Here is a 24,080-nt window from a genome sequence, read left to right on the forward strand (position 1 = left end):
TAGGAATCATAATGGCTCGTAAATATTTCGGCACAGACGGTGTGCGTGGTGAAGTGGGTAAATTCCCGATTACGCCTGAATTTGCATTAAAATTAGGTTGGGCAGCTGGTAAGGTACTTGCCACTCAAGGCACTAAAAAAGTGCTGATTGGTAAAGATACCCGTATTTCCGGTTATATGTTGGAGTCTGCTCTTGAAGCAGGTTTAACCGCGGCCGGTTTATCGGCTGTATTTGTTGGTCCGATGCCAACCCCGGCTATTGCTTATTTAACCCGTACATTCCGTGCAGAAGCGGGAATTGTGATTTCGGCTTCTCATAACCCTTATTATGATAATGGCATTAAATTTTTCTCCTCTGTGGGCGAAAAGTTGCCGGACGAAATTGAAGAAGCCATCGAAGCGATGTTAGATGCTCCAATGGATTGTGTAGATTCCGCCAACTTAGGTCGAGCAAGTCGTATTAATGATGCAGCAGGGCGTTATATTGAATTTTGTAAAGGGACTTTCCCTTCAGAATTAAGCCTTGAGGGTTATAAAATTGTGGTAGATAGTGCCAATGGTGCAACTTACCATATCGCACCAAATGTAATGCGTGAATTAGGCGCAGAGGTGCTTGAAATCGGCACTAAGCCGGATGGTTTAAATATCAACGAAAAATGTGGTGCGACTGATATTAAAGCATTGCAAAAAGTAGTTATTGAATCAGGTGCAGATGTTGGTTTGGCCTACGATGGTGATGGCGACCGTTTGATTATGGTCGATCATCTCGGTAACAAGGTGGATGGTGACCAAATCCTGTTTATTTTGGCTCGTGAAGCTCTGCGTTCAGGTAAATTACAAGGTGGGGTAGTTGGTACGTTAATGAGTAATATGAGTTTGGAATTGGCGTTAAAAGAGTTAGCAATTCCGTTTTCTCGTGCGAATGTCGGGGACCGCTATGTATTAGAACAGCTAAAAGAGAAAGGCTGGAAATTGGGCGGTGAAAATTCGGGCCATATTATTGTGTTAGATAAAAACACCACAGGTGATGGCATTATTGCTTCACTACAAGTATTGGCCGCAATGGCAAGCCATAAATTAAGTCTCAATGATTTAGCTAAAGCCGTGCCGTTATTCCCACAGGTATTGCTTAATGTCCGTTTTGAGAAAGGCGCTGCTAATCCGCTTGAAAGCGATGAAGTAAAAGCGGTAGCGGCAGAAGTAGAAAAACGCTTAGTCGGAAAAGGGCGTATCCTGTTGCGTAAGTCCGGCACCGAACCATTAATTCGTGTTATGGTTGAATGTGAAGATGGGCAACTGGCTCAAAGCTGTGCGGAAGAGATTGTTGAAGCGGTAAAACGTAATTAATCCAAGCGGTCATATTTTGTAAAAAATTTGCAAAATATGACCGCTTGTTGCTTAAAAGGAATAAATGATGAACCAACAAGAGATGAAAAAAATTGCGGCTCAAGCTGCATTAAAATTTGTTAAGCCAGATACAATTGTCGGGGTGGGCAGTGGCTCAACAGTAAATTGTTTTATTGATGCTTTGGCTTCTATGAAAGATGATATCAAGGGGGCGGTTGCTGCATCAAAGGCGTCGGAAGATCGTCTGCGTGAAATCGGAATTGAAGTATTTAGTGCTAATGAAGTCAGTGAGCTAGATGTTTATATTGATGGTGCAGATGAGATTACGCCTCAAGGTGCGATGATTAAAGGTGGTGGGGCAGCATTAACCCGCGAGAAAATTGTCAGTTCTCTGGCGAAAAAATTTATCTGTATCGTAGATAGTTCAAAGCAAGTAGATGTGTTAGGTTCAACTTTCCCGTTGCCGATTGAAGTAATTCCGATGGCACGTTCTTATGTTGCCCGTCAGTTAGTTGCATTAGGGGGTTCGCCGGAATACCGTGAAGGTGTGGTAACAGACAATGGTAATGTGATTTTAGATGTGCATAATTTCCAAATCTTAGAGCCGTTAAAGATGGAACATACAATTAATAATATTGCTGGTGTGGTAACTAATGGCATTTTTGCACAACGTTTTGCCAATGTAACTATTGTCGGCACGCCTGAAGGCGCTGTTATTTTAGAATAATTTTATATCGCAAACACAAAATATAACTAGGAGCAAAGCATGACCAAAATTTCTTTGGATAAATCAAAGATTAAATTCCTCCTGCTTGAAGGAGTACATCAAAATGCAATAGATGTGCTTTTAGCTGCAGGCTATACCAATATTGAAGTACACAAGAAGGCATTAGACGGTCAAGAGTTGCTTGATGCGATTAAAGATGCTCATTTTATCGGGATCCGATCACGTACATTTTTGACTGAAGAAGTGCTTGCTCATGCTCAAAAGTTAATTGCAATAGGCTGTTTTTGTATCGGTACCAACCAGGTTGATTTAGATGCAGCGAAAAGACGCGGTATTCCGGTATTTAATGCCCCATTCTCAAATACTCGTTCTGTGGCAGAATTAGTATTAGCTGAAATGATTTTACTTATGCGTCAAGTGCCAACTGCCAATGCTGAGGTACATCGTGGTGTGTGGAATAAATCGGCTGCCGGCTCAAATGAAGTGCGTGGTAAGAAATTAGGTATTGTGGGCTATGGACATATCGGCTCGCAGTTAAGTATTCTTGCTGAAGCCATTGGGATGAAAGTCTATTTCTATGATGTAGAAAATAAATTACCGCTTGGCAATGCGCAGCAAGTCCCAACATTAGAGCATTTGCTTTCTACTTGCGATATGATTTCATTGCATGTGCCGGAAATTGAATCGACTAAAAACTTAATGAGTGCGGAGCGTATTGCCCAGCTTAAGAATGGCTCAGTGTTAATTAACGCGGCACGTGGTACCGTAGTGGATTTAGATGCTTTAGCGGCTCGTCTTGAAGAGGGTTCTTTGCGTGGTGCTGCAATTGATGTATTTCCAGAAGAGCCGGCATCCATTAACGATCCATTTATTTCACCATTGTGTAAATTTGATAATGTGATTTTAACGCCACATATTGGCGGTTCAACGTCTGAGGCACAAGCAAATATTGGTACAGAAGTTGCAAATAAATTTGTGAAATATTCGGATAATGGTTCAACCTTATCGGCAGTAAACTTTCCTGAAGTCTCTTTGCCGATTCATAACCAAACTAAACGTTTATTACACATTCACGAGAATCGCCCAGGTATCTTAAATCAAATTAACCAAGTGTTTGTGGAATCGAATGTGAACATTGCAGCACAATATTTACAAACAGATCCAACCATTGGTTATGTGGTGATTGATGTTGAGTGTGATGATGTAGATAACGCATTACAACGTTTGAAAGCGATTGAAGGAACAATTCGTGCTAGAGTGTTATATTAATTGATATAAAAAGAGCCTGAAGACAGGCTCTTTTTATTACGAGTTACAAGCGGTCATTTTTTTAAAAAATTTTACCGCTGACTAAGGTTTAGAAGCGATAAGTCGCATTCGCTGAGAATAAATTTCCTTTTAGTTTTGTTCCACCACGTTTTAAATTTTCACGTGTGTATTCCGCACCGATCTCCACATCGCTTGATATCGCGTATTTTGCACCAGCACCAATACCGAAACCACGGAAAGTATCATTCCCTACTTTGCTTGAGCTTGCATCCACTTTCACGTAAGGAAGTAAGTCTGAGCCTACACGATAACCTTGTTGATAGGCAATCGTATATTTATGCTTTTGTTTTACATCATTAAACACTTTAGTGCTGCCTAATTTTGCTTTACCTTGTACGATACCGATAAAATTATTACCTTGATCAATACCGTAATCAACCACAAGAGTTGGGCCTGTTGATTGTTTACTTTTAACGCCGTTAACATCGTATTTAGTCGTGGTAACATCTACTCCTACGCCAACGCCGGTAAAAGTTTGACCTACAGGTGCTGCGAAGGCATGAGTAGAAAATAGGCAAGCTAATGCAACTATAGTTAGTTTTTTCATAAATGACTCCTATATGATTATTCAATATTGCCACAGAAGCGATAACCTTCGCCATGAATTGTAACAATAATTTCTGGGGTACTTGGATGATCTTCAAAGTGTTTACGAATACGACGAATAGTAACATCAACCGTTCTGTCGTGTGGTTTTAGCTCTCGCCCAGCCATTTTTTTCAATAAATCTTCTCGTGTTTGGATTTTGCCCGGATTTTCGCAGAAGTGCAGCAAGGCTCTAAACTCACTACGAGGTAATTTATTTACTTCACCTTCGGGGCTGATTAAGCTATGGCTGTTAATATCTAATGTCCAGCCGTTGAAATGATAACTATCAATTTCCGCTTGTACTTTAAATGCTTTTTCTGTATTCGCCATTGTGCGTTGTAACAAATTTCTAGCACGAATGGTTAGCTCACGAGGGTTGAAAGGTTTAGTAATATAGTCATCAGCACCGATTTCTAATCCTAGAATTTTATCAATCTCATTATCTCTACCGGTTAAAAACATAAGAGGAAGTTTCATATTCTCTCGGATTTCTCGAGCTAAAATTAAGCCGTTTTTACCCGGTAGATTAATATCCATTATCACCAGATTAATTTCTTGGTTGTTGAGCACCGTATGCATCTCGGCACCATCAGATGCTTCAAATACTTGATACCCTTCACCTTCGAAAATGCTTTTAAGCATATTTCTTGTTACCAATTCATCTTCAACAATTAAGACTTGTGGGGTTTTCATTTTTTAAACCTCGGATTTAATTTATCAATTCTTTTCATAACGTTTATGTTACAAGTTGATTTCATTCTACTGATAAATGGATTAATGAAAAAGTATAAAAATGCTAATTTATTTAATTCAATCAAATTTTTAGCGATTTCTCTCTGTCATCCACACCCAAAATTAAATAATTACCATCGATATCAGCAAGGCTACGAAAACCGATATTATAAATTTGGCATTCCTGATGGTGTTTTAAATGGCTGTAATTGAAATTATCGTGATGATGCCCATGGAATATTTTAGTTACCCCTAATTTTTTAGCTAATTGGTTAATTACCGAAAAACCTTGTGGGTGTGGTTTAGGGGCTTCGTGCGTAATTAAAATGTCGGCTTTTTGAGCCTCGAGAGCTTCAAAATCCGACGGAAAAATTGAAGAGCGATGCCTTAACGGAACGCCTCCCCGCCAAATTTTCTCTTGTGGAGAATATTGGCAGAAGTGAATAGGATCAAAAAACATCGGTCGGTTTGGCGGCATCCAGATATGACCTCGAAAAACACCGCCAACACCGGCAATTTTTACCCCTTGAATATCAACTACCTTACCGTGGATATTTCGCTCTTTCCAGGCACTATTCCAAATAGCATCGAAAGAGGCAACCGTTTTGCTATCATGGTTACCGTGAATAAACCAAATATCACAATATTGCGAGAGTTTATCCAGTTCATCTGGAGTAGTTAATTGGAGATCACCTAGGATGACTAATGCCACTTCCTCAGTCTGTGCTTTGAGAATGGGGTAAAGATGGTCATAGCTACCGTGTGGATCGCCTGCAAAAAGTATCATGTTATTTTTTTCCGTGAGCTTTATTGTGTTTCGTCTAAATTATATTGTTTAAATTGTAGTGGAATAGGTTCTTCGTTTAAAATCGCTTCAACTACTTCTTTAGTTTGATTGTATCTATCCAAATAGCTTGGAGACTCAATTTCAATATAAGGAATTCGGTATTTTTCCAATAATTTTTTCAATAATTGCTGAAATTGCTGACGCTGTTTTTTCGAGCCTAAACTACGTAGACCATCTGCCACCCATTTTGTGTTGTTTGAAAGTAAGATAGTGACATCAAACGGATACTCTCTAATCATTGAATCCAAGAATGGATGCGCTTTTCCCTCATATTGAATACAAAATGCTTGGGTTGTAATGTAGTCGGTATCAATAATAGCGACTTTGTGGGCGTGTTTCATAGCATAATCGACATAACGCTGATGACCTAATACCATCTGCGGATAGTCCGAATATTGCATTGCTTGTTCATTGCCCCCTAGCTGTTCAAACACAAATTCACGCCCATATTCCCACGCAGAAGTTGTATTAAATACATTTGCCAACTTACTGACAAGCACTGATTTACCGCTACTTTCACCTCCTAAAATTGCGATCGTTTTCACAAAGAACGGGCGAACCTCTTTGGGAATAAAACGCCAATATTGGAATGGATTATTCCGAATTTGAGTCGCAGAAACGTTGAAAGATTCACGGGCAGGATCCACTAATTCAACTTCTAAGCCCAAATATTTTTCGTAAGGTTCTTTGTCTTGAACTTCGCTGCTAAAAACAATGCTTGGGTTAATATTGTGTTCGGAAAATAGCTCTTTCACCCTAGCCGACCAACCTTCCCAACCGTTTGGATAGCTTGGAATACCGTCTTCTACTAAATGATGAATAAAGATTTGTTTTTGTTGATATTTAAATATTTGCTGTACCCAACGTAAACGATCTTCGTTAGTCGGCATCCGCTTCATTTTACTTTGTTCGAACAAGCGTAAGTCACGCTCAGAATCGGTACAGACAACTACATGAAGCACATCTACTTTACTAAATGCTTCATAAATCATATTAATATGACCTGTATGAATTGGGTAGAATTTCCCGAAAATAACCCCGGCTCTTTCATTGTTATCTTCCGCAATGTTTAAGACTCTATGTAAAGCTTTGAGCTTGCTAGCACTGGGGTTTTTTATTTTACCGCTGACTAACTGGTTAAAATAAGCGCGGGTTAAGCCTGCTTGCTCGCAAATTTCATTTACTTTCAGTTTGAGCTGTTTGCGTTTTTGTTGAAGATAAGCGAAGTCCGTCATAATTATTTCCTTATATTTCCTTATTTTTATTCGCAATCATATAGCAAAACGTAGTATTTGAATATATTTTATATCGCATAGAAGTAATTTTTATGCGATATTTTTCATTTTTTTAACCTATTACATTCCTCGTGTAACAACTTGGTTAGTTAATAGGCAGAACCTATGTTTTTCTTTCGCTATAGGTAAAAAATGTACGGAAATTTTTCCTTTTTTATCGATTTATCGCTATAATCACAGCAATTTTCACTTATAAAACGGTCTCTTTTTTATGCAACTTATTCGAGGTTTTCACAATTTAGCAAAATACGGCGCTTTGAATAAGGGCTGTGTTCTCTCAATTGGAAATTTCGATGGCGTGCATGTCGGACATCAAAATATTTTAAGTCGTTTGTGTGATAAGGCATTAGAGCTGAATTTACCCTCAGTTGTGATGCTGTTTGAGCCGCAACCTAGAGAGTTTTTTGCAAAAAAAAGTGGAAACTTGACCGCTTGTAACCCACCTGCACGCTTAATGCGTTTGCGTGATAAGTTAAAATATTTAGAAGAGGCTGGCGTAGATTTCGTCTTATGCGTTCGATTTAGTGAAAAATTTGCCCAAATTTCTGCAGACGATTTTATTAGTGATTTATTGGCGAAAAAGCTCAAAGTCCGCTATTTAAGTGTGGGCGATGATTTCCGCTTTGGAGCTAAACGTGCCGGCAGTTTTGAAACCTTACGCAATGCCGGGCTGAAATACCGTTTTGCGGTGGAAGAAAGTCACACGCATAGTTTAAATGAAGATCGTATTAGTAGCTCGCTTGTGCGGGAAGCCTTACAAAATAACGATTTAACCTTAGCTGAAACATTATTGGGTAAGCCTTACTCAATTCACGGGCGTGTTGCCCACGGCAACAAGCTTGGTAGAACAATTGGCTTCCCAACAGCCAATATTATGCTCAATCGTTTGGTCACACCGATTCAAGGCGTGTTTGCGGTGAAAGTAAACACAAAGAACGGAAGTTATAACGGCATTGCCAATGTCGGCAACCGCCCAACCATTAACGGTACAAAGCCGTTATTGGAAGTGCATATTTTTGATTTTAATGACTCCATTTATGGAGAAGCGATTGAGGTTATCTTTCTGCAAAAAATCCGTAATGAAACAAAGTTTGAGAGTTTTGAAGCGTTAAAAGTACAGATTGAGCAAGATGTAATGGCTGTAAGAAAGTATTTTCAAGCGGTCTGATTTTTAGAAATTTTTACAAAAATATTGATTAAAGTTGGTAGATAACAATGACAGTTGATTACAAAAACACCCTTAACCTGCCTGAAACAGGCTTTCCGATGCGTGGCGATTTAGCTAAACGCGAACCTGATATGCTAAAAAATTGGTATGATAAAAACCTATACCAAAAAGTGCGTGAAAGCTCTAAGGGCAAGAAAACCTTTATTCTGCACGATGGTCCTCCATATGCTAATGGTAATCTTCACTTAGGTCATGCAGTCAATAAAATCTTAAAAGATATTATTATGAAGTCTAAGACTTCGCTTGGTTATGATACACCTTATGTGCCGGGTTGGGACTGCCATGGTTTGCCGATTGAGTTAAAAGTAGAAGGTATTGTAGGCAAGCCGAATGAAAAAATTTCTGCAGCCGAATTCCGTCAAGCTTGCCGTGATTATGCCAAAGAACAAGTCGAAGGGCAGAAAGCTGATTTTATCCGTATGGGAATTTTAGGGGATTGGGATAATCCTTACCTTACAATGAACTTCAACACAGAAGCACATATTATCCGCACTTTAGGCAAGGTGATTGCTAACGGTCACTTATACAAAGGTTCTAAGCCGGTGCATTGGTGCTTGGATTGTGGTTCTTCGCTTGCGGAAGCGGAAGTGGAATATGAAGATAAAGTTTCCCCTTCTATCTATGTGCGTTTTAATGCGGTCGATAGTGCTGAAGTTGAGGCAAAATTTAACGCACAGGGTAAAGGCAACGGTAAATTATCAGCAGTAATTTGGACAACTACCCCTTGGACTATTCCTTCTAACCGTGCTATTGCTATCAATCCAGAGCTTGAATACGCATTAGTGCAATTAGGCGATGAGCGTGTGGTACTAGCGGTCGATTTAGTGGAAGATGTTGCAAAAGCGGCAGGTGTTGAAGCATTTGAAATTCTAGGCACAACCAAAGGCGAAAATTTAGAATTAATCCGTTTTAATCATCCATTTTATGATTTTAGCGTACCATTTATTTTCGGCGACCATGTTACGACAGATGGCGGTACAGGTTTAGTTCATACTGCTCCTGATCACGGTGCAGATGACTTTGTTGTCGCACGTAAATATAAGATTGAGATGGCAGGTTTAATTTCCAATGATGGTAAATTCAAATCCGACACCCCATTCTTCGCAGGCTTGGGCGTGTTTGAATCAAACGAGAAAGTGGTGGAAAAACTACAAGAAGTCAGTGCATTGCTGAAATTATCCCGCATTAAACACAGCTACCCACACTGCTGGCGACACAAAACGCCAATTATTTTCCGTGCCACCCCACAATGGTTTATCGGTATGGAAACCCAAGGCTTACGCCAACAAGCATTAGGCGAAATTAAATCGGTTCGTTGGATCCCAAGCTGGGGTGAGGCTCGTATTGATACTATGGTTGCCAACCGTCCGGACTGGTGTATTTCACGCCAACGTACTTGGGGCGTGCCAATGGCGATGTTCGTTCATAACGAAACAGAAGAGTTGCACCCACGCACATTAGAGTTAATTGAAGAGGTGGCTAAGCGTGTTGAGCAATCAGGCATTCAAGCATGGTGGGATTTAGATCCTGCTGAGTTATTAGGTGAAGAAGCTAAAGATTACCGTAAAGTGCCAGATACCTTAGATGTGTGGTTCGATTCAGGCTCAACTTATGCTTCTGTGGTAGAACAACGCCCGGAATTTAACGGTAAATCGGCAGATATGTATTTAGAGGGCTCAGACCAACATCGCGGTTGGTTTATGTCATCTTTAATGCTGTCAACTGCAACTAACGGTAAAGCACCATATAAGCAAGTATTAACTCACGGTTTCACTGTGGATGAAAAAGGCAGAAAAATGTCAAAATCGCTCGGTAACGTGATTTTACCAAGCGAAGTATGGAATAAAAACGGGGCAGATATTCTGCGTTTATGGGTAGCTTCTACCGATTACACCGGTGAAATTGCTGTTTCGCACAATATCTTAAACAGTGCCGGTGAATCTTACCGCCGTATCCGTAATACCGCCCGTTTCTTATTAGCAAACTTAAACGGTTTTGATCCGAAGCGTGATTTGGTTCAGCCTGACGAGATGATCGCACTTGACCGTTGGGCGGTAAGCTGTGCGTTAGAAGCCCAAAACGAGATCAAAGAAGCGTACGATAACTACCAATTCCATACCGTAGTGCAACGTTTAATGCGTTTCTGCTCAATTGAAATGGGATCGTTCTACCTCGACATCATCAAAGACCGTCAATATACCACTAAAGCGGACAGCCTTGCCCGCCGTAGCTGCCAAACCGCATTATGGCATATTGCAGAAGCCTTAGTACGTTGGATGGCACCGATTTTATCTTTCACCGCTGATGAAGTTTGGGGTTATTTACCTCAGGTGGAAGGGCGCAGTGAATTTGTGTTTACCGAAGAATTCTATGAGGGCTTATTCGGCTTAACTGAATCTGACAAATTAGACGATGCTTATTGGCAACAAATCTTAAAAGTTCGCGCTGAAGTAAACCGTGTGTTAGAGCAGGCACGTAAAGATAAAGTCATCGGTGCCGGCTTAGAAGCAAAAGTAACTGTATATGCGAACGATACACTACTTCCGTTACTTGAGCAGCTTGGCGATGAGTTACGTTTCGTGTTAATTACTTCACAGGCGATTATCAAGCCACTTGCAGAGGCAGAGGTGGCAGAGGGCGAATTAGCCGGATTAGCAGTGAAAGTAGAGCATGCAGACGGCGAAAAATGTCCTCGCTGTTGGCATTATGCAACTGATATTGGTACCCACACAGGTCATGAAGAAATCTGTGGTCGTTGTGTAGAAAATGTTGCAGGAGAAGGCGAAAAACGTTTATTTGCCTAATCGTAAGGGCGGGTTTTTAACCTGCCCTTATTTTTTTGTTTCTTCTTTCTCACAATATGCTAAAAAGAACAATAATATAATATTTGGTTATTTTTATTCTTCAATAAAATGAGTAGATTAAGAGAAAAAATGTTATCAGGAGATGATTATGACTATTTTAAAAGCGATTGAATTCTTACATACGCAAAAATGGGTGGATTTGAGCCACGGAGTGAATGCAACTATCCCTTATTTTCCTGCTTTTAAACCCATTGAGGAGAAAACTTTATTTACCGTAGAAAAAGATGGCTTTCTAGCCAAAGAATATACCGTTGCTAGCCAATACGGTACACATATTGATGCACCTGTTCATTTCGCGGATGGTAAACGTACTTTAGATGAGATTGGTGCTACAGAATTTATTTTGCCGCTAATTGTGATTCATAAAGAGAAAGAGGTTGCGACAAATCCTGATTATCGGTTGACAGTTGAGGATATTCAGCAATTCGAGGCTGAATTTGGAAAAATTCCGTCTGGTAGCTTTGTTGCTTTTGCAAGTGGTTGGTCAGCTCGTTGGCAAGATACTGTGGCATTTTATAACAAAGACGAAAACGGACAGGCCCACACACCGGGCTGGAGTTTGGAGGCATTACAGTTTTTGCATAATGAAAGAGATGTAGCGGCAATTGGGCATGAAACCCTTGATACAGATAGTGCGTTAGACTTTGTGAAAAACCAAGATTTAGTGGGTGAGCGTTACTGGTTATCGCAAAATAAATTTCAGGTAGAGGTACTAAATAATTTAAGCTCATTACCGTCGGTAGGCGGAGCAATTTTTATTGGTGTGCCGAAAATTGAACAAGCTTCCGGTTTCAATGCTCGAGTATTAGCGGTTGTGCCGGCATAGTGTATTAATTATATAAGATTTTGCAGTTGATTAAGATTGCCGATAAAGTTCGTCATCTAGTAATATATTAGGAAACTGTCTTTTTTATCAATAGTTAGACAGTTATCCTAAAATTTGCAAAAATTCTCCAAATAAGTACCGCTTGTATTTGGAATAATGATGAAACGTATTTTCCCTTTTTATCTGTTCTCGCTCCTCTTCCTTTTTTCTCACATTCTTAAAGCGAATTCCCAGCAATGTGAAAACTTAAAGTCCGTTCCACTTTATAACACCGAAATTTATAAGGCAGACTGGGTTGAGCAGTCTGAAAAATTGCCTGCATATTGCTTAATTCAAGGTGAAATTGAAAAAAGAGTAGGGGAGGGTGATAAGCCATACGGTATTCAGTTTGAGCTACGTTTGCCCGAGAAATGGAATGAAAAATTTCTATTCCAAGGTGCAGGAGGCATCGGTGGTGTCATTTTTCCGGCTGAGGGAAAGCTTTATCCTCATGGGACAACAGGCTTGAGTGCCTTGAGTCGGGGCTATGCAGTGGTAAGCAACGACAGCGGTCATCCTTATCGTGATTTAAGTTTTACCGAAGATTGGCAAGCCCGATTGAATTATGCCTATGCTTCGATTGGCAAAGTAACAGAGATTGCCAAACAGCTGATTACGTATTTCTACCAAAAATCAAGCCGCTATAACTATTTTATGGGCTGCTCAAATGGTGGACGAGAGGCAATGATGGCGGCAATCCGCTATCCGCAAGAATTTGATGGTGTAATTGCCGGTAGCCCTGGTTTTCGGGTTTCTCGTTCGGTATTGGCAGAAGTTTGGGATAATCGTGCTTTATTGGCTGCTTCGCCCCAAAATAGCGAAGGTGAGAAAATCTTAGCCGAAGCCTTGAGCCAACAGGATTTAGATCTTGTAGCCAAAGGTGTGTTGCAACACTGTGATAAGCTAGATGGTTTAGAGGATGGCTTGATTAATGCGTGGGAAAAGTGTGATTTTCAGCCTGAAATGGTTGTTGATAAGATAGGTAAAGAGAAAGTTAACCTACTTAAAACGCTCTTTGATGGAGCAAAAAATAGCCGGGGTGAATTGATTTATAGCTCTTGGCCTTATGATTCCGGCATTAACAGTAAAGGCTGGCGGCATTGGAAGCTGGGCGACAGCAAAACGGCAGCACCGAATAGTATCAGCTTTAAAATGGGGTTGAAAAGTTTAACTCATTATTACCTGACACCTCGCCAGCCGGAAGCGGATCCGCTGAATGTGGATTTGGATATCGTTGCTGAGCAAGTTAAAGCGGTTGGTCAAATTCACGACACTGACAGTCTTGATTTTTCCGATTTTCAGCAGCATGGTGGGAAAATGTTGATTTATCAAGGCGTTTCCGACCCGATTTTTTCTGCAGTTGATCTTAGAAATTGGTATCAAGCCTTACAACAAGCGGTTAAAAATCCGCAAAATTTTGCAAAGCTGTTCTTCGTTCCCGCAATGAACCATTGTGGGCGAGGAGCAACGGTAAATGATTTTGATATGCTCACTGCTCTTGAAAATTGGGTAGAAAAAGGAAAATCCCCAGATCATATAGAAGCAAAAGCGGGTGAACTTTATCCGAATAAAGCCAAACGGATTCCGCTTTGTGCTTATCCTAAGATTGCTTATTACCGTAGAGGAGACCCTCATCGCTTGGAAAGCTTTGAATGCCGTTAATCCAAAATCGCTTTATTGACAATTTCCGTGTAAAATAGACAGCAGTAATTAAAAAATCGGGAATCATTAATGTTAATTTTGAATAAACAACGCAAAGCCCAGCATCTGTTAGACAATTTATCATACTTGCCTCAACAGGCTGAGCAAATTAGCTTTCTCTCTTCCAGCGAAGCGTTTAAACAGCAAATTTTACAGCGGATTCAAACTGCCGAAAAACGAATCTATTTAACCGCACTCTATTTTGAAAAAGATGAAGCAGGACAAGAAGTATTAGCTGCTCTTTATGCGGCAAAGCAAAAAAATCCAAATTTAGAGATTAAGATATTAGTGGATTGGCACCGAGCTCAACGTGGTCGTATTGGGGAAGAAAGTTCAAGCTCAAATGCGGACTGGTATGAGCAAATGAAGCAGCAATATGCTCTTCCTCCTGAACAAGAAATTGAGTTTTGGGGGGTGCCGATTAATGGCCGAGAAGTTTTCGGTGTCCTTCATCTAAAAGGTTTTGTCTTTGATGATGCCATACTTTATAGCGGAGCAAGTATCAATAATGTCTATTTACAGCAATTTGATCGTTATCGCTACGACCGTTATCACATCATTGAAAATCAAGAACTGGCAGATAGCTGGGTAGCATTTATTCGCCAACATATTTTAAGCCATGAAGCGGTTACGCGTTTAGACACTGAACTTCGACCGAAAACGGTTGAAATTCGTTCACAAATTAGAGCCTTTCGTAAGCAATTAAGCGGTGAACGTTATGAATTTGATGGCATTCGTCACAATGGTGGTTTAAGTGTTTCACCATTGGTTGGGCTTGGCCGCCGTCATAATCAGTTGAACAAAGTAATTGAGGCTCTTTTTTATCAAGCTGAAGAAAAGCTCACAATCTGTACACCTTATTTCAATTTTCCTCGTTCATTAAGAAGCCGAATTGAGTGGTTACTAACAAATGGGAAATCGGTTGAAATTATTGTGGGTGACAAAACTGCCAATGATTTCTACACCAAGCCGGAAGAAAAATTCACCATGGCATCGGCACTACCTTATTTGTATGAAAAAAATCTGCGAGCCTTTGCAAAACGCCTGGATTTTTATATTCAAAATAAGCAGTTAACCATTCGTTTATGGAAAGATGGCGAGAATAGTTATCACCTTAAAGGCGTTTGGGTAGATAACAGCTATGTTTTGCTTACCGGTAATAATTTAAACCCTCGTGCTTGGCGGTTAGATGCTGAAAATGCGATTTTAATTTCTGACCCTAAAGCCGAGCTTAGCGAAAAAGCCCAAGCTGAGTTGAGCCAAATTCGCCAGCATACGACGATTTTAACTCATTATAGTGATTTAGAAATTTTGGCGGATTATCCGGAAAATGTACGCAAGTTGCTGAAAAAATTTGGACGAGTGAAATTAGATAAAATTGTGAAGATGTTGTTGTAGTTTCACCTCGTAGGGGCGGGTTTTAATCCGCCCTAGTATTTAACAGAAGATAAGAAGATAGAATATGAGTGAACAAATCTACGGAATCCATGCCGTTAAAGCCTTTTTGGACAATGCCCCGGAGCGGTTAATTGAAGTATTGGTGCTAAAAGGGCGTAAAGATAAGCGATTATTACCGCTATTAAATGAATTGCAGCGTTTAGGCGTATCGGTTCAGCAAGTAAACCGTCAGACCTTAGATAATAAAGCGCAAGGTGAAGTCCATCAGGGCATTATTGCCCGTGTTGTGCCGCAAAAAGAACTGAACGAACACGATTTAGCGGCAATATTAAGCCAAAAGCAAAACCCGTTATTATTGATTTTAGATGGCGTAACCGACCCTCATAATCTGGGAGCTTGTTTGCGTACTGCTGATGCAGCGGGGGTGGATGCTGTGATTGTGCCAAAAGATAAATCGGCACAATTAACTTCGACTGCTCGCAAAGTGGCTTGCGGAGCGGCTGAAGTTATACCACTCATTCGGGTAACCAACCTTGCCCGTACCATGCGTGATTTACAAGAGCGCCACAATGTTTGGATTGTCGGCACCGCTGGAGAAGCAACTTCAGGTATTTATGAGGCAAAATTAACCGGCTCAATTGCATTAGTGATGGGAGCAGAAGGCGACGGTATGCGACGTTTAACCCGTGAGCATTGTGACCAGCTTATCAGTATTCCAATGGCAGGTTCGGTGTCATCGCTCAATGTTTCTGTTGCCACAGGCGTATGCTTATTTGAAATTGTCCGCCAGAAATTGGCAGCTCAATAAGAAAATAAAATGCGAAGATGAATATCTTCGCATTTTTTATGTCTTTGCAAAAAATCCTCGAAAAAGAACCGCTTGTTAGCCTAAATACGCTTCCAAATTAATCACCTTATCGCACGATTTCTCAATCAAATGTGGATCGTGGCTCACTAAAATCAAGCTACAATTTCTTGCTCGGCATTGGCTGATTAAAAGCTCGATGGTTTCTTTCTGGGTAATTGGATCTAAGCGAGAGGTAACTTCATCAGCAAATAACAACACAGGTTCAAGGAGTAAGGCACGTAAAATTGCCACTCGTTGTAGCTCGCCACCGGACACATTTTCAGCCGTACGTTCCAAAATCTCAGGGTTTAATGAAAGCTGCTCTAATAAACTTGGAATCGGCAAGCGGTCAAGTTTGTGTTTGTTAATTACATCATCTAATAAGGTGTTGAGGCTTACATTCGGGGCAAACGCCTCGGGCGGATCTTGGTAAAGTTTCAACACCTGATGTTTTTTGTGGCTTTGGCTATGCCAGACCACTTCACCTGCTTTCGGCTTAAGTAAGCCACACAGCACATCAGCAAGCGAGCTTTTGCCAATACCGCTATGACCGACAATTCCCAATACCTCGCCTTTGTTCAGTTGAAATGACAGTTTACTAAACAGCGTTTTTTTGCCACGTGCTACAGTTAGATTTTTTACTGAAACAAGCGGTTGTTTTCCTTCCAAATTTTGCAAATTTTGTTGGGCTTGCCAATGTTTTGGATCAGCGGAAATGAGCGCTTTCGTATAGGGGTGCTGTGGATTGTTCAGCAAAGTTTGCGCCTCGCCTTGTTCCAATAGCTCGCCTTTTTTCATCACTAAAATTTGTCCGCCTAGTTGTTCGGCAACTTCAATATCATGGGTAATGGTGAGCAGTCCGCCACCATTTTCATAAGCTGATTTTAACAGCTCAATCACCTTTTCTTTACTAACAGGATCTAGCCCTTTAGTTGGTTCATCGGCAAGTAAAATTCGTCCACCTGCTGCTGTGGCTATTGCAAATGAAGCCCGTTGTGCCATACCGCCTGAGAGTTGGTGCGGGTAGCTTTCAACCCATTCGCCTAAGCCGAGTTGAGTTAAATAGTCCGTACTTTCGGTTTTTGCCTGAGATTTGTTTTTGCCTGCTACCAGATGAAAACTTTCCCATAGCTGTTTGCCGATAGACATAATTGGGTTAAGCGAACGGCGAGGCTCTTGGGGTAGCATTACTAAGGTTTTGCCCCACTGTTTTTCAATTTCAGTTTGATTGTTAAAATCAATATTGCAATTTTCTATCAAAATTTGACCGCTTGTAGTCAACCCAGATGGTAATGCTCCCATAATAGCTTGAATCAGCAGACTTTTGCCTGAGCCAGTCTCGCCTAGAATAGTAATGTTTTTACCTGACTCAAGAGCCAATGAAATCGGCTGTACCAGTGTGATTCCTGATAGAGTTTGCACACCGACATTTTTAATTTCTAACAGCATTATTTCACTCTCCCTGATAATAATTGCAAGCTTAGCACCATTAGGAATACGGTTAATACAGGTTGTAAGAAAATCATAGGTGCTTCGTAATAATAAGGGAACAATTCAGTCATCATTAACCCCAGTTCTGCCGTTGGTGGACGTAGCCCCACGTTTACAAAGCCAAGGGTGGCAAGAGCTAAAATCGCATTACCTAGTGAGAATGCCGATAAAGTTGCAATCATCGGTAATAAACGTGGCAATAAATGACGTTTGAAGCTGTAGATCCAGCCCATTCCCATTAAGCGGGAAGATTGAATTTCCGAGCTGTTTGCCATGGTAGAACTAATTGAGCGGATAACGCGGTAAAATTCTACCCACATCACCAGCGAAATGCCTAAATAGAGTGTCCAAAACGATCCCGGTGAAAGTGCGGCAAAGAGTAAAATCAGCAGTAAGCCGGGAAGAGCCATCACTAAATCGCAGATAAAGCTTAAAATACGGTCAAACCAACCACCAAAAAAGCCGGCCATAATGCCGGTAATTAATCCTGCAATTAAGGCACAAGCAACACTAAAGAGCGATAAGCCGAAAGATAAACGAATGGCTGAGGCAAGGCGTGCTAACATATCTCGCCCAAGATGATCGGTACCGAACCAAGCTAATTCGTTTGGATTGGAAAGGGTGTTAGTTAAATCCTGAAAGCCCATATCCATTGGATAGAAATAGGGTTGTAAAAAGGCAAAGCCGAGAATAATTACCAGCAGACTTCCGCCTAGAAATTGGGATGTTGAAATTTTCATTATCGTTATTTTCCTCTTAGCCTATCGCTTAATGCGTGGGTCAATCCAAGCACTGAGCATATCTGCAATCATATTAAGCACGACAAATAAGCCACCCATGACTAAAGTTGTGCCTTGAATCATTGGCACATCACGGGCAATAATGGCGTGAACGAGAGCATGCCCACTACCCGGCCAAGCGAATAAGCTTTCCACTACCACAACGCCTTCAATTAAATAAACTAACTGTACAGCGTGATAGGCAATTACTGGCACGGCAATATTGGGTAAGCCGTGGCGGATAAAGGCTTGGTGGCGACTTAGGCCTTTTAATTGGGCGAATTGGTAAAATTCCGCTTCTTTAATTTGCACCATTGCCGAGCGGGTTACTCTCACTGAAACCGCGCTTAGTCCAATGGCAAGGGTTAGTGCCGGCAAGACAAAATGTTGCCAACTGCCATAGCCGCCTGCCGGTAACCATTTGAGTTGGGCGGCAAATAGGGTAATTAAGCCGATGGCGATAATAAACACAGGTACAGAACGAAATAGGGTGCTAAGCACTAATGTCAAGCGGTCAAAAAAGCCGTTTGGTTTGCGGGCAGCTAATAATCCAAGCGGTGGGCCGATTAAGAGTGCAAGAATGAGAGAGACAATCGCAAGGCTTAATGTATGCCCGAATTGGTGCTGAATTTCCGCCCAAACAGAATCGCCTGTCACTAAAGATTTACCTAAATTAAATTGAGCTAAATCTAATAACCAATCAAAATAACTTTGCCACCAAGGTTGGTCAAGGGCAAGCTCGGCACGCACAGCTTCTGCAGCAGCACTATCGGCTTGGTCATAGCCATAGCGACTGGCAGCAATGCGGTATGCCATATCGCCCGAAAGCTGTCTGGTTAAAATAAAGGTGAGTGTTCCCACCGACCAAATTACCAGTAGTATTTGAGTTAGACGGCGGAGGAAAATGTTAAGCATTCAGATATCCTTAAAATAGAATAAGGCACGCGTGAGATAAGCGTGCCATCACTTTGTATTAGACGAAGTCTTATTTCGATAATTTTTCTAAATAGAAACGGCGTTCAAATGGGTCAAGAGTTAAGCCGTTAATACCTTTATGCGACACCACAGTTTGTTGATCGTAGACGATCGGAATAATCGGCAATTCATCATAGATAATTTGGCTGACCTGCTGTTTCAGCTGTTTGTTTTTCTGTGGATCGCGTTCTACTTCAATTTGTTTGAGCGAGTTTTCTAAGGTTTCATTACGCCAGTTCATCACCCCCCAATCGCTGCCGCCATTGGCATAATCTTGCACAATTAAGGCAAATGGGTCGAGGGTTTTGGCGTAGTTGAATGAGTAAAGTGCCATTTCTAATGTACCGTCTTGGTGACCAGACGGAATCTCACTGAAGTTACCTACAGATACATTTACATCAATACCGATTTTCTTCCATTCTGCTTGCAAAATAGTTGCGGTAATTGGCAATTCCGGACGATCTGAGTAAGTTCTTAGTGTGAAGCTAAACGGCTTACCATCTTTAGTGAGCTTACCTTCAGCATTATATTGATAGCCGGAAGCGGTTAAATTTTCCTTAATTTTTGCAATCACTTCTTCATGGCTGAGTGTAGTCTCTTTGGTTTCTACACGCCAGTCAGCAAAAGATTTCGGTAGAATTTGATCTGCCATGCCATCTTGGATTTTTAAGATCTGCTCAGCGATCGCTTTGCGGTTAATGGCTTGTGATAATGCTTGGCGAATCGTTAAATCATTAAAGAACGGTTTGGCTAAGTCCATTTTCAGCTGCATCGTACGGGCAATTGAGGTATTGATTAGCTGTAAATTCGGATCGGTTTTTAAGCGAGCCACGCTGGCTTTATCTAAGTTGAACACCAGTGAAGTTGCATCGCTTTGTGCCATCAGCGTGCGGGTTTCACTACGGCTGCTGGCAAGATAATTCGCTTGCTGAAGCTGTGGCTTATTACCCCAATAGCCCTCAAAACGGACAGTTTCCAATTTTTGTGGCGCCTCAATTTTAGTCGCTTTAAACGCCCCTGTACCGATAACCTCGGTAACATTGCCTTGTGCGTCAAAACTTTCTTCCGCCAGAATAAGCGTGGTGTAGTGTGTTAAGAAAGAAGGAAATGGTACAAAGGGTTGGGTTAATTCAAATTGTACTTTGTTGGCATCCAAAGCCTTAATGTCTTTGATAAACGCTTTTTGTAATACACCCGGTTTGGAATGTGCAATTTTTAAGGATTTTTCTACCGCTTGTGCGTTTAGTGGTTTGCCGTTGTGGAATGTTGCATCACGCAGGGTGAATGTCCAAAGGGTAGCATCAGCATTGCTTTCCCATTGAGTGGCTAAACCTGCTACCAATTGTCCCTCTGAATTGGCTTCCACTAAGGTTTCAGCAAGGTTCATTCGTTGGAAAATGACGCCCGATTGGTTAAGATCTAAGCTGTTTAATTCCCAAGGCGCAACTACGGTCACAAGCGGTAACATTTCTGCATTTTTTTGCAATTGTTCATTTGGCGTTGCCGCTTTTTGTACATTTGCTTGGGTATTGTTTTTGTCATCACAAGCAGCAAGACAGAATGTTGCTACTGTTAACGGAATTAACCACTTTTTCATTTCTTTTTTTCTCCATAAAAAAATCAGGGCTTTGATTGGCGAAACTTTAGCATATTTCCATAAAAAAAATAGAGTTTTTTAAGTTGAGTATTTTAATTGGTTGTTTTTACGCCAAAATGGTTGGCAACTTTCCGCTCTTCATTTTGCAAAATAGGCAAAGAATTTACCCGCTTGTTGCCGATTACCATGCTTGAACTGCCTCCTCCATCAAGGTTGATCGCCTGTGTTAGCTCAAGTTTGCTGGCAAGTTCAGCTAGCTCATCTAAAGTTACGCCTCCAAAGGTAAGCTGTCGCCCTTCCACCACAACCAGATAGAGCCAATTTTTCTGCTCGTTCAATCCAAGCAAGGTGCGAGGGTGCTTATCGTGAAAAATACTTTGTACGCAGCCGACCTTATCATTTTCCGCACACTCAAATTTTCCGTTTTTGGCGTTATACCAATGCCAACCGCTAATCGCTATTTGCCATTTCGGGTTCAGAGGAGTAATTTTATTTTTTGCCTCAATAATACATTTATTGGTTTTATCACAAGCAAAAATGACTCGATTACGCACATCACCATATTTTGACCAGCGTTTTCCTTGAGAAACAACTAAGCCAATAGGAGTGTAGTCTTTCCAATAAAAATTGGCGTTGATTGCCACATCGGTTTGATATTTTTCGGCAAAGGAAGACACCGTTGATCCGCTATCGCTTTTTTCCGAGCCGATAAAGGCTAAATTCTTGCAGTTCAAATCCACCCGAGTGATGTGAAAAGGGGATTGATCGGAATAATCAATACATTGATTTTCTGCGTGGGTGAAATTGGCTAATAGCAGAGATAATAGGAAGAAAAATAGTTTCATAGAGCGTTAAAAGTCTGCTTAGACAGGCTTTAAAATAGTGATTAGACAAGCGGTCAATTTTGCAAAGTTTTTTGTAAAATCGACCGCTTAAATAAAGGTTAGAATTATAAATTTTATTGAATATTACTACTTCCGATAGTTAATACTTGCTTAACTGTAGAATCAACCTCTTCCATTAAATATTTTTTTATAATATTTCTTGCATTTTCTGCATCAGCACTAAGTTTCTCGTAGGTTGTATATTTATCTCCCAACCATCCACCTACGCCTCCTACTTTCCCTAAACTAAGGATATTTGAATCATGCATAACTTGATAATTTACTACTCTATTGGGCTCAAATAGTAATGAATTTGGTGGGCTTAAATAACCCGTTTCAATATGTAAGAAAATTTTAAGCCCCTTTTGAGATTTATCTTTTTCTATACTACTTTCATTAGCTTCAATCACCTTGACATCATAGCCTTTAGTTTTTAGTTGTGTAACAAAAGCATTTGTAAAATCTGTATTCATTGAGTTTTTCTCATAAATACCTTTTAATTTTTCATTAAAATTGATCGTATATTTATTAGATTTGGCTTTATTTCTATCTGTGACTATATCATCAATTTTTAAAGAAATAAGATAAGGTAATATACCAGCTTTTTTATTTTCTGAAGCTTTACTCTCTTCTACTTTCACCTCTTGAAATTCTTGAGAATTATAAAATACAGTCACTTCTTTAGAATTATTAATCAATGTTTGATAATTTGATATTCTTTGTTGCATTTCTGGGTTGGTGCATCCAACTAAGAATAATCCACATACAATAATTAAGTTTTTCATTTTCTTTCTCCATGTACCCATATATGAGATTAATGCTCTCTTGTTTTAAAGAACGTCACATCAGGATAACGCTCTTGAGCTAAGTTCAAATTCACCATGGTTGGAGCGATATAAGTAAGGTTATCGCCTCCGTCTAAGGCTAAGTTTGCTTCATTTTTACGTTTAAATTCTTCAAATTTTTTCGCATCACTGCATTCAACCCAGCGGGCTGTTGCCACGTTTACCGCTTCGTAAATTGCTTCTACGTTGTATTCCGATTTTAAACGGGAAACCACCACATCAAACTGCAACACACCCACGGCACCCACAATTAAATCATTGTTGATTAACGGGCGGAAAACTTGTACCGCACCTTCTTCTGAAAGTTGTACCAAGCCTTTGAGCAGTTGCTTTTGTTTTAGTGGATCTTTTAAGCGAATACGGCGGAACAGCTCCGGTGCAAAGTTTGGAATACCAGTAAACTTCAGATTTTCACCTTGGGTGAAGGTATCGCCGATTTGAATCGTGCCATGGTTATGTAAGCCGATAATATCGCCTGCATAAGCCTCTTCAGCGTGTGAGCGGTCACCTGCCATAAAGGTTAAAGCATCAGAAATCACCACATCTTTACCGATACGGACGTGTTTAAGTTTCATCCCTTTTTCATATTTGCCGGAAACAACACGCATAAAGGCGACTCGGTCGCGGTGTTTTGGATCCATATTCGCTTGGATTTTAAATACGAAACCGCTGAATTTTTCTTCACTTGCCTCAACGGTGCGGCTGTCCGATTCACGGGCTTGCGGTGCTGGTGCCCATTCGGTTAAACCGTCTAAGAAATGGTTGACCCCGAAGTTACCTAATGCTGTTCCGAAGAAGACTGGTGTTAATTCACCGTTGATGAACGCTTCGTGTTCAAATTCGTGAGATGCACCTTGCACTAATTCCAGTTCATCACGTAATTGTTGGGCTAAATCATCACCTACGCTTTGGTCTAGCTCAGGGTTGTCTAAACCTTTGATAACTCGCACTTCTTGAATCGTATGCCCTTGTCCGGTTTGGTAAAGGTAAGTTTCATCTTTATAAATGTGATAAACCCCTTTAAACAATTTACCGCAGCCGATTGGCCAAGTGATTGGTGCACATTTGATTTTTAGCACGCTTTCCACTTCGTCCAACAATTCCATTGGGTCACGAATATCACGGTCGAGCTTGTTCATAAAGGTGAGAATTGGTGTATCACGCAGGCGGGTGACTTCCATTAATTTGATGGTGCGTTCCTCAACCCCTTTTGCTGAGTCAATCACCATCAAACAGCTATCTACCGCAGTTAGGGTACGATAAGTATCTTCCGAGAAGTCTTCGTGTCCCGGGGTATCTAACAGGTTCACTAAGCAATCATTGTAAGGGAATTGCATCACAGAGGTGGTAATGGAAATTCCACGTTGTTTTTCCATCTCCATCCAGTCTGATTTAGCGTGTTGAGCCGAGCCTTTGCCCTTTACCGAACCTGCGGTTTGAATTGCATTTCCGTATAAAAGCACTTTTTCGGTGATAGTAGTTTTACCCGCATCGGGGTGGGAAATAATCGCAAAGGTGCGACGTTTATTGACTTCTTGTGGATATGACATATTTTCTCAATAAGTAAATAAAAAAGGGCGGAAATACCGCCAAGAAATTTGTTGCTATTTTCGCTGATTTGAGGCGAGAGGGCAAGCGGTTAAATTTTCAGAGAATTTTGCAATATAACGCAGTTTCGCAAAAAAGTCGGCAAAAACGACCGCTTGCTTTTTGAACTTTGGCATAATACAAGGTAGAATAGC

General features: G+C 40.8%; 20 protein-coding genes. 9 read left to right on the forward strand and 11 right to left on the reverse strand.

The window, feature by feature from the left end; all coding sequences use genetic code 11:
- Positions 1–8: 8 nt before the first annotated feature.
- The 3 genes from glmM to serA all read left to right on the forward strand — a co-directional run bounded on the left by glmM (position 9) and on the right by serA (position 3,342).
- Positions 9–1,346 carry a phosphoglucosamine mutase gene (gene glmM / locus A4G16_RS01605; RefSeq protein ID WP_207951348.1) on the forward strand — a complete coding sequence of 446 codons (1,338 nt, stop codon included), beginning with the start codon at positions 9–11 and terminating at the stop codon, positions 1,344–1,346.
- 67 nt (positions 1,347–1,413) lie between these two features.
- On the forward strand, positions 1,414–2,073 hold the full coding sequence (gene rpiA / locus A4G16_RS01610) for a ribose-5-phosphate isomerase RpiA (protein ID WP_165889874.1): 660 nt from the start codon (positions 1,414–1,416) through the stop codon (positions 2,071–2,073).
- Positions 2,074–2,112: 39 nt separating this feature from the next.
- The gene (serA, locus tag A4G16_RS01615) at positions 2,113–3,342 is read left to right on the forward strand and encodes a phosphoglycerate dehydrogenase (RefSeq protein ID WP_165888416.1); all 1,230 of its coding nucleotides are present in this window, start codon (positions 2,113–2,115) and stop codon (positions 3,340–3,342) included.
- An 88-nt stretch (positions 3,343–3,430) separates the two neighbouring features.
- Here the strand turns inward: serA and A4G16_RS01620 are convergent, their stop codons facing one another.
- From A4G16_RS01620 to nadR, 4 genes are all read right to left on the reverse strand, one after another.
- Positions 3,431–3,949, reverse strand: coding sequence for a porin family protein (locus A4G16_RS01620; RefSeq protein WP_165888417.1), 519 nt, complete (start codon positions 3,947–3,949; stop codon positions 3,431–3,433).
- Positions 3,950–3,966: 17 nt separating this feature from the next.
- Positions 3,967–4,683: a two-component system response regulator ArcA gene (gene arcA / locus A4G16_RS01625; protein WP_165888418.1), complete on the reverse strand. Its 717-nt coding sequence runs from the start codon at positions 4,681–4,683 to the stop codon at positions 3,967–3,969.
- A 121-nt stretch (positions 4,684–4,804) separates the two neighbouring features.
- Positions 4,805–5,509 carry a metallophosphoesterase family protein gene (locus A4G16_RS01630; RefSeq protein WP_165888419.1) on the reverse strand — a complete coding sequence of 235 codons (705 nt, stop codon included), beginning with the start codon at positions 5,507–5,509 and terminating at the stop codon, positions 4,805–4,807.
- A gap of 20 nt (positions 5,510–5,529) precedes the next feature.
- Positions 5,530–6,804: a multifunctional transcriptional regulator/nicotinamide-nucleotide adenylyltransferase/ribosylnicotinamide kinase NadR gene (gene nadR / locus A4G16_RS01635; protein WP_165888420.1), complete on the reverse strand. Its 1,275-nt coding sequence runs from the start codon at positions 6,802–6,804 to the stop codon at positions 5,530–5,532.
- 271 nt (positions 6,805–7,075) lie between these two features.
- On the opposite strand from nadR, the gene ribF reads away from it, so the two are divergent.
- From ribF to rlmB, 6 genes are all read left to right on the forward strand, one after another.
- Positions 7,076–8,032, forward strand: a complete 957-nt coding sequence (gene ribF, locus A4G16_RS01640) for a bifunctional riboflavin kinase/FAD synthetase (RefSeq protein ID WP_165888421.1) — start codon at positions 7,076–7,078, stop codon at positions 8,030–8,032.
- Between the two features lie 47 nt (positions 8,033–8,079).
- Complete coding sequence (ileS, locus tag A4G16_RS01645) at positions 8,080–10,896, forward strand: isoleucine--tRNA ligase (protein ID WP_165888422.1); 2,817 nt, start codon at positions 8,080–8,082, stop codon at positions 10,894–10,896.
- Positions 10,897–11,044: 148 nt separating this feature from the next.
- Positions 11,045–11,782 carry a cyclase family protein gene (locus A4G16_RS01650; RefSeq protein WP_237052379.1) on the forward strand — a complete coding sequence of 246 codons (738 nt, stop codon included), beginning with the start codon at positions 11,045–11,047 and terminating at the stop codon, positions 11,780–11,782.
- A 156-nt stretch (positions 11,783–11,938) separates the two neighbouring features.
- Complete coding sequence (locus A4G16_RS01655; RefSeq protein WP_165888423.1) at positions 11,939–13,483, forward strand: tannase/feruloyl esterase family alpha/beta hydrolase; 1,545 nt, start codon at positions 11,939–11,941, stop codon at positions 13,481–13,483.
- A 69-nt stretch (positions 13,484–13,552) separates the two neighbouring features.
- On the forward strand, positions 13,553–14,920 hold the full coding sequence (gene pssA, locus A4G16_RS01660) for a CDP-diacylglycerol--serine O-phosphatidyltransferase (protein WP_165888424.1): 1,368 nt from the start codon (positions 13,553–13,555) through the stop codon (positions 14,918–14,920).
- Between the two features lie 64 nt (positions 14,921–14,984).
- Complete coding sequence (rlmB, locus tag A4G16_RS01665) at positions 14,985–15,728, forward strand: 23S rRNA (guanosine(2251)-2'-O)-methyltransferase RlmB (protein WP_165888425.1); 744 nt, start codon at positions 14,985–14,987, stop codon at positions 15,726–15,728.
- A 75-nt stretch (positions 15,729–15,803) separates the two neighbouring features.
- On the opposite strand, the gene A4G16_RS01670 is transcribed toward rlmB, so the two are convergent.
- From A4G16_RS01670 to prfC, 7 genes are all read right to left on the reverse strand, one after another.
- Entirely contained in the window at positions 15,804–17,219 is a 1,416-nt protein-coding gene (locus tag A4G16_RS01670) for an ABC transporter ATP-binding protein (protein ID WP_165889877.1), read from the reverse strand.
- On the reverse strand, positions 17,216–17,998 hold the full coding sequence (locus A4G16_RS01675) for an ABC transporter permease (RefSeq protein WP_420704459.1): 783 nt from the start codon (positions 17,996–17,998) through the stop codon (positions 17,216–17,218). The genes A4G16_RS01670 and A4G16_RS01675 overlap by 4 nt, the downstream gene beginning before the upstream one ends.
- Before the next feature lie 21 nt (positions 17,999–18,019).
- Positions 18,020–18,952 (reverse strand): ABC transporter permease, encoded by a 933-nt coding sequence (locus tag A4G16_RS01680; RefSeq protein WP_165888426.1) that lies wholly within the window; start codon positions 18,950–18,952, stop codon positions 18,020–18,022.
- Positions 18,953–19,022: 70 nt separating this feature from the next.
- Positions 19,023–20,609, reverse strand: coding sequence for an ABC transporter substrate-binding protein (locus A4G16_RS01685; protein ID WP_165888427.1), 1,587 nt, complete (start codon positions 20,607–20,609; stop codon positions 19,023–19,025).
- A 92-nt stretch (positions 20,610–20,701) separates the two neighbouring features.
- Positions 20,702–21,454 (reverse strand): phosphodiester glycosidase family protein, encoded by a 753-nt coding sequence (locus A4G16_RS01690; RefSeq protein WP_165888428.1) that lies wholly within the window; start codon positions 21,452–21,454, stop codon positions 20,702–20,704.
- Between the two features lie 113 nt (positions 21,455–21,567).
- Positions 21,568–22,278, reverse strand: coding sequence for a hypothetical protein (locus A4G16_RS01695; protein WP_165888429.1), 711 nt, complete (start codon positions 22,276–22,278; stop codon positions 21,568–21,570).
- Positions 22,279–22,307: 29 nt separating this feature from the next.
- Positions 22,308–23,888, reverse strand: a complete 1,581-nt coding sequence (prfC, locus tag A4G16_RS01700) for a peptide chain release factor 3 (RefSeq protein WP_165888430.1) — start codon at positions 23,886–23,888, stop codon at positions 22,308–22,310.
- Positions 23,889–24,080 lie beyond the last annotated feature (192 nt).

This window comes from Mannheimia granulomatis, from assembly GCF_011455695.1.
GTDB classification, from domain to species: Bacteria; Pseudomonadota; Gammaproteobacteria; order Enterobacterales; family Pasteurellaceae; genus Mannheimia; species Mannheimia granulomatis_A.